We start from the raw sequence: 12,548 nt of genomic DNA, 5'->3' as shown, positions 1-12,548 counted from the left end.
GTACGGGTGAAGGTACTCAAACTAAAAAAATTAAACCGACTAATGAAAGAACTGCAGAATATGAAGAAGCTATGACAAAAGCAGTTAGAGATTTACCTCCTTATAGTAGAAAACCTAATAAACCAAGAGATTTTGAAGAAAAAGTAGTAGATGATTCTACAGGAATTACTACTTATACATTTACATCTAAGAAAAATGGGGAAACTTATAAAGTTAAATATGATAAAGATGGTTACCCAATTTTTAATTCAAAATATGAAACATCTTTATCAGAGTCATATTATATAGAGCCTGACTCAGTGCAGTTTAAATATCTCTCACAAAAATTATATGACGATATAATGAAAGATCCAAACTTGGCAAAACAATTCAGCCAAACAGATATTGAGCTATTCAAATTAGGTAAGAAGCCAAAATCAGTCACATGGCATCATCATCAAGAGACTGGTAAAATGCAACTTGTTGATTACTATGAACATCAGGTTGCGGGTCATACAGGTGGTAGAGCAATTTGGGGTGGTGGAGATGACGGTAGAACAGGTAAACTGAAGAAAATTATTTTGGAGATGATAAAATGAGCCGAGTAACTTGGCTATTTACGGATGGAGCGATAGATGAGCAAGTAATTATTGCTGTGGAGAATTCATTTGGTGTCAGATTTCCAGATGACTACCGTGAATGCATTAAAAAAAATAACGGTGGTTATCCTGAGCCTAATATTTATGATATTAATGATGATGAGGGTGGAGCAGTCTTTGATTGTCTATTAAGTTTTACAAGCAAAGATGCAAATATAGAAGTTGTTTATGAATTAACTTCACTTCCGGAAGGTATTATTCCATTTGCAAGAGACCCATTTGGGGGACTGATTTGTTTTAATTACTGTGATACTAAAGATTCTCCGTCAGTAGTTTTCTATGATCAGGAATCAGTGAATGAGGATAAAATTAAATTAATATGCGACTCTTTTTCTGAATTGATTGAGAGATTATACTCTGATTGAGAAAAACAAAATGAACAGGAAAGAAGGTTAATTGTATGAGGAATTTAGATTTTGAATATACTTTTACCCCTATTGGCATTGAAGATATCGAAGATTTCGAAAATAAGTATGGTATATTGTTACCTGATGATTATAAACAATTTTTGCTGTCTGAAAATGGAGGGAAAACTGAGCAACGAAGATTTAAAACTAATGATACAACTAAGAAAGGCGTAATAACATCGTCTGTTGCAATGTTTTTTCCTCTATCAATAGAAAATGAAATAAATCTAGAAGAGAAATTAAGAAGTTATAATTTGATGCAAGTGGTACCAAGTAATTTTCTTCCAATTGGAATTGACCCAGCGGGGAGTTTGATTTGTTTATCAATTGATGGGAAAGATAGAGGTAGTGTATATCATTGTGATATGGATTACTTTGAAGAAGATAACGAGTTAAGAGAGGAATACATCCGACTAATTTCTAAAAGTTTCTCTGAATTTGTGGATAATTTATATATTCCTGAAAACTAATGATAGGATTTTATTGATTGGAATTAGTTAATAGTTGGTTAATCTCTTTAATTTAAACGGGGCTTTCTTTAGGGTCTAACGACCCAGAGAAAGCCTCTTCTTTTTCCCCGAATTATTTAAAAGTACAACATAGGGGACGGGTGAAGTTCCTATGGTTCTATCATCATGGAGTGCAATGAAAGAACAGAAAACAAAGTACGAGCTTAGGTGAGATGAGGTTTTATTAGGCTACGAATATATACACTTAAAATGAACCTGAAACTATTGAACTCGTACAAGCTCGTAAGTTTTAATGTACTTGTCACGATGCATATAAGGTTTCATACTTTTACTAAAATACTTATAAATTTATGCTACTTAAAAACACATGAACTTAAAGTACTTAATTGTCTATGATAGGCAACAAGTGCTTTTTTAATTGATTGGTATGCTTTAACTTTATAAATAGTTGGTAAGTTGGAAGAAGTAACGGCATTCATGAATAAGTTGCCGAATAGTATGAAGAATGTCGGAGAGAAGATTAAAAATATTCATATCCCGAATGTATTCCCTGAACCTTTGGCAGCTGGTGTTGGGAATGTAGGAGAAAGAAAAACACTTGGAGCGTTATTTTCTGTTGCTAAGAGTGAAACTAAGGGTACGGGTGAAACTACAGTAAAAAGACAAACTCCAAACCAAAGAAAATCGGAGGTTATTCAAAATAATTTTGTTAAAATTACATCTCGTACTAATATTTATAACCCAAAAGATATTCCTAGTGTAAGAGATGGTGAGTTTATTAGGTGGTTTGACAATATAACTTTAGATGAATTAGAGATAGCTTGGGCTAATCCTGAAGTTAAAAAAGTAATTTCTTCAAGATTGAGATCGCCTGGAAAATTACATGAATGGTTAATGATTGCAAGAGCACCTACTTTTAAAAGATGGGGGATAAGTGCTAAACAAATCCAAGAATTGAGAACACCAACAAAAGATGTTGAGTTTATTAATCCACCAGGGAAACATCATCGTGCGCCGGGTTCTAAGCGAGCGCATAATGAAATATTAGAAATAATAGACACATCACTTGACTATGATATATTTGTAAGAAGGTTACAGATGTGGTCTCATTATAGATACAAGGGTGGAGTAGAAGGATTACCAGGTACTCTAAAAAAATGAGGAGTGATAATATGGAATATAGTGGAATGGCTTCAGTGTGGTTTGGAGTTTCTAAATCGTTTGAAAATCTTGAGGAGTATGTTGATATAGAATATACGGAAGATGGAGATTCAATAGACTCAAAGTTCGGAACAAACTTTGAATTTGGTTATTATGATGAAGATAACATTGAAATTTGTTTTTATGAAAATCCTAAAAATAATGTAGACGATATTTTAAATGATTTTTCTTATAGCGAACTAATTATCCCAAAAATAAAAGAGTTAATAAATGACGATAAATTAGCATACAGTATTAATTCTGTTATTGTACTCTATGATTTTCAATACAATGAAGCGAAAAGTGGAGATGAATCCGAAAATATAGAAATTAAATTTATTGGTACTGTACCATACAAATAGTTCGTACAAGTTCGTTAGTTTAAACGTACTATTTGTCATGAAATACAAAAGATTTCATATTCTCAGTATCAAAATTGTACGTACAAACTTAAAGCGACTAGTGACTTGAAAACTTAGAAAACATATGAACTTAAAGCACTTGATTGTCAATTAAAGGCAACAAGTGCTTTTTTGCGTTTTAGCATAGAAAATTAATAGGAAACTATAATTTTGTTATGTAAACTTTTTCTGTTTTTTTACATGGTTTATAAAACTAAAAAAGAGATAAATATTCACTATTACTTTCATTCCTGTAATAACAAATTCTATAATAGAAGACAGAACGTATATTTGGTATAATCGAAACATACTATATGGAATTACGGACATGAGTTTGAAATTCATGTAATAAGGTAAGTACTACATAACAATACATAATATTTAAAGTTCCAGTACATATAGGATTCAGTTCATGTTATATAAATCAATTGTGAGAAAGGAAAAGATGTAATGAATCAAATTTCATTTGAAGATTTATTTGAAGAAGAAGAGAAGGTGGAGGTAGCTGAGATACCCGTACCGTTATCGCCATTGCAAAAAGCTATTTTGGAATTACTTAATTCTGAAGAAATAAGTGTACTTGAGCTATGCGAACGATTAATACGATCTGGTAAAATACCCGATGAAAGATTCACAACAAATAAGCCTAAAGCATATGGTCAAGTATGCTTAATATTAGAAGGTTTTGTTAAAGAAGGAAAACTTATTTTTATCAAAGATGATGAGAAAAGAGATAGAGTATATAAATTGAAAGAAGAAGTTTTAGATGTATAGAGGGAAATGAATGATTGGTTCTCTTTAACTTTGAGTCCCATTAATCTAGTAATGTCCATAAAAAAAGGTGTCAATCTCACTTAGATTGACACCTTCATACTTTTAACACCTTACATATTTACGTTTGAAACCAAGTCTGCCTCTATCAAGTTCTTTTTGAATACTTTCTGAAGCATTTAGTAAACTGCTTTTTTTCTTATCACGTTTTACTTCAACTATACCAACTTCTTTTGCAGTCTCAACTGCCTTTTCGTGTAGTGGTACATATGAAATTGCCACAGTGTTTAGGAAATTATTCATAGCGGATTTTGTTCGTTCTGGCGAATCATGGATCGTATCTTTCACCATTTTAAGCATATCGGAAATTTTACTTTCGGAAAACTCATTGTCTTTGCGATTTCCTAAAAGCCAGCAGTAGCAACTCCAGCCTGCAGACATTTTAAGCTCATCCCCACTTGTAATCCATTTATCAGCAACATCTTGTGCAATATTTGCCTCTGATAAAGTTACTGCCACTACATAATCGGATAGCATATAAAAATATGCCCCGTCTATCCAGCGATCAAAATCAGACTCACTCATAGATTTTGGATCTGCAATAATGCCTGCAAAGTACATAGCATCGTAGTTACCTGTGGCATAAAGTTCCTCAGCCAACTCTTGATTTAATTTTATTTTCTTAGCGATTGGTTTCATAGCGCCCGTAGCTACGCCGAAAACTGGCTCGTGTGCACCGTTAGATATGTATATTTTTTTCGTTCTTTCCTTACCGAGGGATTCAAGCTCTTGCATAACTGTTTTAAAATCCATAGCTGTGCACTTCCTTCCTTAATATAAAGACCATTTTAATTGTAATGATATAGTTTATATTTTTTATCGAGTTTTCCATACCTCTCAAATTTAATACTAATCGTATGTGAGTAGGATGTCTACTTTCTATAATTCCTTGGCAATTCAGTTTGTGATTTTGACCTTCCATCTAATTATAATCATGAGAATATTACATTAAGGTAAACGGGAAAGAGACAAAATAGATGTATAACTTTCCGCATCGGTTTTTAAAGTGGGAGAATGTAAATAATATTTTATCTTTGGCATCTTCTCTGTAGTGTTATGTTATTATTTGGTAAGGGGATAAATGGAATTTAAAGTTTAACATGTGAGGTTGGTTACAAATGATAAAGAAATTTACTAGAGTAGTATTAACGGTGGCTATGCCGATTGGTCTTATTACAGGTTGTGGGGCTGCTGAAAAAACGGAAGCACAAAAGCCGAAAGTGGTACAATCTGAGAAAAAGGACTATATGGATTATTCATATGGTAGCAAAGGTATATTAGTAAGTGGCAAAGCGAAAGAACGGCAACAATACGAGATTGGATATATGGATGATAATAAGTTAATTGGGATTGACGAAAGTATTGAGGACTGCATTATTTTAGATAATAAAGATGAAGCAGGTCTCATTTGGAAACAAATAGAGCGTGGAGCTATTATTGAAGTGCAATATGGTAAAGACCGAAAAGACATCGTAGGGGTACAATTAGTAGAAGATCGTAAGCCATACGAAATTAGTGATAAGTTTGATCGAAATACGATAAATGAGATTGTTGGACAAGTTAAAGGTAATTTGTAATAGAGGTATTTCGTTAGTATAGGAACCATTAACATGACATGGCGAATCGCATACATAAAAGTTTGGAATCAACGGCATTTTTAATATGAAAATGCCGTTGATTTATTTTAAAAAGTAAATGGTATTCTATAGTCTTGTAGAAAAATGCATATTAGAAAATATATAAATGAATTATTCTTTTTTTAGTTGTGATGATTGCTGTAAGGTCATTGCCCAAAATAAAAGAGCAAAAGCACTAACGGATACACCTAATAGGCATACTCCGTTCCATCCGTATTTTGCATAAACATTTGTTGAAAGAATGGAACCCGTTGCACTACCGATAGAATAAAAAATCATGTAACTGACAGTGATTCGACTTCTTGCTTCAGGGCGCACTGTGAAAAGCATACTTTGATTGGTGAAATGTATAGCTTGCACAGCTAAATCTAAAAGGATAATGCCGAAAATTAGTAACAATAGAGAGTAGTTAATAAATTTAATTAGGAGCCATGAAAGTACTAATAAAGATAAGGCTATGCCAGTTGTTCGTTGTCCTAATCCTTTGCTAATTGTCCCGCTTTCGTAGCAGCTAATGCACCTGCAACCCCAGCAAGGCCGAATGCACCAATAGCTGTATGTGATAGATTATGAGGTGTAGCGCTTAGAGGTAATACTAAAGAAGTCCATAAAATACTGAATGAAGTGAAAATAAGCAATGCTAATATTCCGCGAATGCGTAAGAATCGTTCTTCTACAAATAATAAGCGAACAGAACGTATTAATTTTCGGTAAGGCATAGTTGTTATTCTTTTATGTTCAAGAGTAGGTAAATTCCAATGTAATAAAAAAGATATGAAGAGTAAAAGGATATACGAAGAAAATTCAGTACTTTTATTTTCGGAAACAATATAATTTTATAGGTGTACACAGTATAAGAAGATTGTAAGAGGCGTGTGTAATTAAAAATTAGACGAGAATAAAACATTATATAGCCCCTTCAAAGCCCCTCATAAGCACCTACCAAGTAATAAATCACTAAGAAAAAACAAAACAAAAACAAAAACAAAAACAACTACAAGAACAAAACAAGCGCGAAAACATAAAACGTCGTTGTAAGTGTTCACAAATAATATAGTTGTTCAAAAATAGAGATGGTACGATGGATCATTATGCTATTTTTTCTTTCATGTATAATAAGATGAGGGGACATCTCAATATTTAACTAATTAAAATAAGGGCAGTATATCAGTAAAAGGGGGAGAAGGATGGATAAGTTATTGCAAGAAATCATAAATTGGATTAGTAGGACTAATGAACAGGTTGTTATTGGTGTTTCAGGACATGGCGCTGCTGGAAAAACAACGTTTGCTAATATGCTTGTAGACTTACTAGATCAAAATGAAGTGAATTATATTAATACAGATCCATATATTGTTAGTTCAGACATACGAAAGCATGCAATTATTGACTATACATATCAAAACGAAAATCATCATTATAAAATGACGGCTTGTCATCCATCAGCGCATCATTTGTCTGCTTTAGAAAGAGATGTTCAGATGGTAAGGGCTGGTTTAGATTTTTATACGATAGATACGCATTATATGAAAAGCGAGTTAATTTCTTCAAAAAACAAAGTGACAATTGTAGAAGGAATGTGTGTCGCATTTATTAATCCCGATCTATTTGATTTAAAAATTTACTTCTATACAGATGATGAAACGGAATTAATGAGAAGGTCTAGCCGAGATATTGCTGAAAGGGGAGCCGATATCAATTATTTAAGGCGGTCTCATGCAGAACGTCGGATTCAGTATAAAGTGTTTATGCATCCATACAGTCAACGTTTTGATATTATTATTAAAAGTTCCGATGAAGCAATATGTCTAGAAAAAAATACATTTGAGTTTTATAAAGTTTAAATGAAAATACTCTATTTGTTATGTTTATTATGAGGGTACATTTTCATTATTTGCCTCCCAAATGAAACAACTTTATTACTCACTTAAAAATCCATTGTTTATGAAACAACTAGATTTTTAAACGACTTTAATAGACATCTGTCATTTACATAGACAGATGTCTATTGTGTTTTTGGCGGTAAGAATAAATAACTTTTTTGTTACTTTACAGGAAGTAGTAAAAAATTTGTAATTCGAATGCCAAAACAGTTCTCACATTCCTATATTTATATTGAAGGATTGGGATTTCTTATTTGCTAGCAAAGAGTGGAGGGAAATAGATGGCGGTGTACCGTAATGTGCAGGTGAACTTTTGGCAAGATGAATTCATATTAGATTTAACACCAGAGGAGCGTTATTTTTACATATATTTGTTAACGGGAACGAAAACGAAGCAATGTGGTATTTACATATTACCGAAGCGAGTGGCAGAGCTTGAAACAGGTTACAGTATGGAAACTGTTGAGAAGCTATTAAACCGGTTTGTTGAATATGGGAAGATTTTTTATGATATGGAAACGAAAGAGTTATTCATAGTAAATTGGCTACGTTATAACCCTATTTTAAATACGAATGTAGAAAAATGTGTGTTACGTGAGTTGAAGACTGTGAAAAATAAAGAGTTCATACATATGTATTTACGTAGATGTCTTGAAGAAGAATGGAAGATCCCATTGTTATTGCAGCATTTTGGTATGCCTGAAGAAGAGGATACTAGTAGTTTACAAGAAGTTATTGAAGAGAAAGAGGTAGAAAGTATAGAAGAGGCCGTTCCCAATAGTAAAGTGTACAAGTTTTATGAACAACATATTAGTAGTTTATCCCCATATATCGTGAAGGAATTGAAGGATTGGATACAAAGAGTTTCAGGAAAGGTAGTACTAGAAGCACTTAAAATTGCGTTTGAACATAATAAGCGAACGTTCGCTTATGTGAAGGGGATTTTGAGGAATTGGTGTAAGAAAGGGCAAGTAGATTTAAGTGAAGAAAAGGAAGGATTCATTTTGTATGATCCGTAGCATATAAGGATTTTTCTATTTTAAAAGGTTCTTTCAAAATAGAAGCGAATAGTTTGAGAAAGGAGGGGTTATATGGAAGTTGTTATAAAGAAGAAACGAACTAGAGGTAAGAGAATTTTTATTTGGTCTAGTAGTATCGTTCTTTTATTGATTATTTGCAGTGTGATTTTTTTGAACGTATATACGCTGAGATCTATGCCAAAGATAGATGGAACGAAAAAGCTAGAGGATTTACAACATGCTGTTACGGTGAAACGAGATAGTAACGGGGTACCGCATATTAAAGCGGAAAATGCACATGATTTATATTTTTCGCAAGGGTATGTGCAAGCACAAGATCGCTTATTTCAAATGGATTTAAGTAGAAGGCAAGCTTCTGGTATGTTAAGTGAAGTTGTTGGAGAAGCAGCCGTTGATAGAGATAAATTGTTTCGAACGCTCGGTTTACGGCGAGCAGCAGAAGCGTCTGTTAGTCAATATGATGGGGAAGCAAAATTTGCTTTGCAGTCATTTGCTGATGGGGTGAACGCTTTTATACGTGAAGCGAAAGCGGAAAAGAGATTGCCAGTTGAGTTTACTATATTAGGTTATGAACCTGCTGAATGGTCAATTGTTGATACTTTAACGATTGGGAAGTATATGGCGTTTGATTTAGGAGGACATTGGCACGGGCAAGCGTTTCGTTATTGGGCGCTGAAAAATCTTCCGAAAGAGCAAGCAAATGAGATATTTCCTACATATCCGAAAGATGCCCCTAGATTGCTCGCTGAACTGAAAAATACAAATGTGGACGTAGCACAAAGTTTTTCAAAAACGATAATTCCGCCGGAGTTTAACGGTAGTAATAACTGGGTTGTGAGCGGTGAGAAGAGTGCGTCAGGTAAGCCAATTTTAGCGGATGACCCTCATTTATCTCTTGCGACACCTTCTATATGGTATCAAACGAGACTTGAAATGAAAGATTTAAATGTGAGTGGCGTTATTTTCGCTGGAGTGCCAGGTGTTATATTAGGACACAATGACAAAATAGCATGGGGCGTTACGAATACCGGTCCTGATGTGCAAGATTTATATATTGAAAAGAGAAACCCTAATAATGAAAATGAATTTTTGTATAACGATAAGTGGGAAAAGGCTACTGTTGTTGACGAATCTATTAAAGTAAAAGGCGGGAAAACAATTCCGTATAATGTGACGGTTACGAGGCATGGTCCAGTCATTTCAGAGTTTGCGGATAAAGGAAAAGAGAAAACGAAAACAGTATTCGCTTTGAAATGGACTGCTTTGGAGCCTTCTGCTGAATTAAAGGCTGTATTAAATATGAATAAAGCGAAAGATTGGAATGAGTTTGAAACGGCACTTCAAGATTTTCATACACCAACTCAAAACTTTGTATTTGCATCAAACGATGGCACGATTGCTTATAAAGCGAATGGAAATATACCAGTGCGTAAAAAAGGTGATGGGAGTTTGCCAGTGCCAGGGTGGACTGATGAATATGAATGGGAAGGGTATATCCCATATGATCAACTGCCAAAAGTAATAAATCCGAAAGAAGGATTTATTTCAACTGCGAATAATAAAATTGTGGATGATAATTATCCATACCATATTAGCAATACGTGGGCGCAGCCATATAGACAAATGCGTATTCAAGAGTTTTTGCAAGAGAAGGACAAGTATACGGTGAAAGATTTAGAAGGATTACAGATGGATCAAAAGAATTTATACGGGAAAGAGTTTACTCCAATATTTTTAAAAGAGTTACATAAAACAGCTTTAAATGAAGTAGAGAAAGAAGGCGTAAAACAATTAACAAAGTGGAACTTTTACGATAGTAAAGATGAAGCGGCACCATTAATTTTTCATTTGTTAATGAAAGAGATTTCGAATACGTTATTTTCAAAAGAAATACCGAAAGATGTGATGGAGTTATTTGAAGGAAAGTCACAAGTTGTTGATGAATTGATTCGGAAACAAGTAGCCGGAGAAAATAGTGTATGGTTTTCTAAGTATGGAGGCTTCACAAAAGTTGTGCATACATCGTACGAGAATGTAATGAAGAAATTGCAGAAGGAGTATGGACCCGATGTTGCAGAGTGGAAGTGGGGCGATTACCATCAACTTGCTTTTACACATCCAATTTCGAAATCATCTAGTATGTTAGAGTTATTTGCTTTTAATCGTGAGAAACCAGTTCCGATTGGCGGAAGTCAAGTTACCGTTCAAGCCGCGAGTTACGGCGATAACGGTATTGTAAATCACGGGGCTTCTTGGCGATTCGTTATTGATACGAAGGATATGTCAAACGGTTATCATATAGTGGGACCAGGACAGTCAGGACATTTTAGAAGCGATTGGTATCATGATCAAATAGATGATTGGGTAAATGGCACGTATCATATGACTACTTTAAATACAGATGGAATTGAAGGGAAAGTATTAACTTTACAGCCGAAGTGATAGTATGTTTTTGTTTGCGGGTGAGACTGCTTAATGAAGTAATAATCCTTCAGCTAATGAAAGTGTACTGTAGAAAAAAGACTCTTACTATTGTAAGAGTCTTTTTTCTACGGTAATGGATAAAATATCCTTTTTGTAGAAACGCGACAAATTTTGACAAAATATTGTACAGGGACTTGTTATAATACCTTTTGGAATATTATGTTTATTAAACGGAGGATGAAGTAGTGTGCAACAAGGGGAATTTTTTAATAGTCGCAGTGAAATCTAATAGGGGGATTTAATATGAGCATTAAAGTAATAAGAGCAACAGGGATAATGGGCGGAGCAGCAAGAGTTGCAGTAAAGGTAGATAACGAAGTAGTAATGAAACTTGAGAATAACGAAGAATATACGCTTCCTTTTGAATTAGATGAAGCGAATATTAAAGTAAAACAATTTTTTTTTGGAAGTAAAGAAAAGAAAGTAAAGGATGGCGACATAGTAGAAATTAAGATAAATAGTATCGCCATGCTATTACTGATGGTGTCAATGATGGCTGTTTTATTCGGTTCATCAATTGGTATAAATATTGTTGTTTTTGGTGTAATAGGAGCATTAGTTACGTTAGTATACGGATTGAATAACTGGTTTAGTTTAGAGGTTAAATAATTATTGTATATATATTTATTTCAGTTGATTTACTATACATGAAATGAAAATATTTTTAAGCGGGAAATGGGGAGAATCAGTATGAAGAAAATGGTTGTAATATCTAGTTTGGCTCTAATAGTAGGTTTAACAACTGGTTGTAGCAGTGAAAAAACAAGTGGACCTAAAACAGTATCTGTAAAAAAAGAAAAAGAGTTAGTAGCGAAGGATATTTTTAAAAAAGCAGCTGACGGATTAAAACAAGAGGAATATCTTACATTGACATCTCTTATGTCAATGAAGGGGAGCAGCCAATCAGAAGAGATTAAAATGAAAATACAGATGGAGCCGAAACTGAAGAATTCTAGAGCTGAAATGAAAATAAGTGGTACAGATATTGTAACGTATGAAGTAGATGGAAAGGTCGCTGCTCAAGTGAAAAACCCTGATACAGGAGAGTTAGTTACGATACCTAATGATCAATTTAATGTAAATGATGTAATGGTCAGTAAAAATTTACTGAATGAGTTAGATTTACCGGAAGCTTTGGCTAAGAAAATGAAAGCAAAGAAGGATGGGGACACATATAAACTTACACTTGAATTAAAGGGAAAAGAAGCAGTAGATACGTTACAAAAAATTAATGGAGATATGAAAAAATTAACTGAAGGATTTAGTATGGATGCGTTTAACATTGAATATATAATAACAAAAGATTATAAATTTGAAGAGATGCGAACAACTATAAAAGTGAGTGAAAGTAACGCAGATAAAAAAGCTAGTACAGATAAGGAAAAGTTGGATGCAGTTGTGAGTATAAAGATTGATTCATATGAAAAGTTTGATTCAATTAAGTTACCAGAAGGGATTCAATAATTTCAATTGTAAAAGGATAAAAAAGAGCGGAAATTGAAGTGACCCCTAAAAGTTAGACACGGTTATTTCATTAGGCAGCTTGATCCAAATGAG

The 12,548-nt window shown here is 33.6% G+C and carries 13 protein-coding genes and 1 pseudogene; 12 read left to right on the top strand and 2 right to left on the bottom strand.

Going from position 1 to position 12,548, the window contains the following annotated elements:
- The first annotated feature begins 71 nt into the window (after positions 1-71).
- The 6 genes from JDS98_RS26385 to JDS98_RS26360 all read left to right on the top strand — a co-directional run bounded on the left by JDS98_RS26385 (position 72) and on the right by JDS98_RS26360 (position 3,890).
- Positions 72-578: an HNH endonuclease gene (locus tag JDS98_RS26385; RefSeq protein ID WP_199634497.1), complete on the top strand. Its 507-nt coding sequence runs from the start codon at positions 72-74 to the stop codon at positions 576-578.
- The gene (locus tag JDS98_RS26380) at positions 575-1,003 is read left to right on the top strand and encodes an SMI1/KNR4 family protein (protein ID WP_000092333.1); all 429 of its coding nucleotides are present in this window, start codon (positions 575-577) and stop codon (positions 1,001-1,003) included. The genes JDS98_RS26385 and JDS98_RS26380 overlap by 4 nt, the downstream gene beginning before the upstream one ends.
- Positions 1,004-1,038: 35 nt before the next feature.
- Entirely contained in the window at positions 1,039-1,515 is a 477-nt protein-coding gene (locus tag JDS98_RS26375; protein WP_098912073.1) for an SMI1/KNR4 family protein, read from the top strand.
- 477 nt (positions 1,516-1,992) lie between these two features.
- Positions 1,993-2,676, top strand: a complete 684-nt coding sequence (locus tag JDS98_RS26370; RefSeq protein ID WP_098912071.1) for a hypothetical protein — start codon at positions 1,993-1,995, stop codon at positions 2,674-2,676.
- Between the two features lie 11 nt (positions 2,677-2,687).
- Positions 2,688-3,077: an immunity 22 family protein gene (locus JDS98_RS26365; RefSeq protein WP_098912070.1), complete on the top strand. Its 390-nt coding sequence runs from the start codon at positions 2,688-2,690 to the stop codon at positions 3,075-3,077.
- A 489-nt stretch (positions 3,078-3,566) separates the two neighbouring features.
- Positions 3,567-3,890 (top strand): DUF3895 domain-containing protein, encoded by a 324-nt coding sequence (locus tag JDS98_RS26360; protein WP_097959453.1) that lies wholly within the window; start codon positions 3,567-3,569, stop codon positions 3,888-3,890.
- Between the two features lie 102 nt (positions 3,891-3,992).
- Here JDS98_RS26360 and JDS98_RS26355 read toward each other — a convergent pair whose 3' ends face one another.
- The gene (locus tag JDS98_RS26355) at positions 3,993-4,700 is read right to left on the bottom strand and encodes a DNA alkylation repair protein (RefSeq protein ID WP_087970210.1); all 708 of its coding nucleotides are present in this window, start codon (positions 4,698-4,700) and stop codon (positions 3,993-3,995) included.
- Between the two features lie 365 nt (positions 4,701-5,065).
- On the opposite strand from JDS98_RS26355, the gene JDS98_RS26350 reads away from it, so the two are divergent.
- Entirely contained in the window at positions 5,066-5,524 is a 459-nt protein-coding gene (locus JDS98_RS26350) for a hypothetical protein (protein WP_097959455.1), read from the top strand.
- Between the two features lie 171 nt (positions 5,525-5,695).
- Here the strand turns inward: JDS98_RS26350 and JDS98_RS26345 are convergent.
- Positions 5,696-6,375: pseudogene (locus JDS98_RS26345) on the bottom strand (MFS transporter); the annotation flags it as partial.
- A gap of 396 nt (positions 6,376-6,771) precedes the next feature.
- Between JDS98_RS26345 and JDS98_RS26340 the strand changes: the two are divergent.
- The 5 genes from JDS98_RS26340 to JDS98_RS26320 all read left to right on the top strand — a co-directional run bounded on the left by JDS98_RS26340 (position 6,772) and on the right by JDS98_RS26320 (position 12,455).
- Entirely contained in the window at positions 6,772-7,428 is a 657-nt protein-coding gene (locus JDS98_RS26340; RefSeq protein ID WP_000359525.1) for a uridine kinase family protein, read from the top strand.
- 320 nt (positions 7,429-7,748) lie between these two features.
- On the top strand, positions 7,749-8,486 hold the full coding sequence (locus JDS98_RS26335) for a DnaD domain-containing protein (RefSeq protein ID WP_097959456.1): 738 nt from the start codon (positions 7,749-7,751) through the stop codon (positions 8,484-8,486).
- Positions 8,487-8,558: 72 nt separating this feature from the next.
- A complete protein-coding gene (locus JDS98_RS26330) occupies positions 8,559-10,949 on the top strand; it encodes a penicillin acylase family protein (RefSeq protein WP_199634496.1) in 2,391 nt (796 codons plus the stop codon).
- A 285-nt stretch (positions 10,950-11,234) separates the two neighbouring features.
- Positions 11,235-11,600 carry a hypothetical protein gene (locus tag JDS98_RS26325; protein WP_000025019.1) on the top strand — a complete coding sequence of 122 codons (366 nt, stop codon included), beginning with the start codon at positions 11,235-11,237 and terminating at the stop codon, positions 11,598-11,600.
- An 81-nt stretch (positions 11,601-11,681) separates the two neighbouring features.
- Positions 11,682-12,455, top strand: a complete 774-nt coding sequence (locus JDS98_RS26320; RefSeq protein WP_000738998.1) for a DUF6612 family protein — start codon at positions 11,682-11,684, stop codon at positions 12,453-12,455.
- Positions 12,456-12,548: the final 93 nt, after the last annotated feature.

The organism is Bacillus cereus group sp. N11 (assembly GCF_016483605.1).
GTDB lineage: Bacteria > Bacillota > Bacilli > Bacillales > Bacillaceae_G > Bacillus_A > Bacillus_A toyonensis.
Note: the sequence above shows the minus strand (reverse complement) of the source record. Positions and strands in the feature narration are given on the sequence as shown.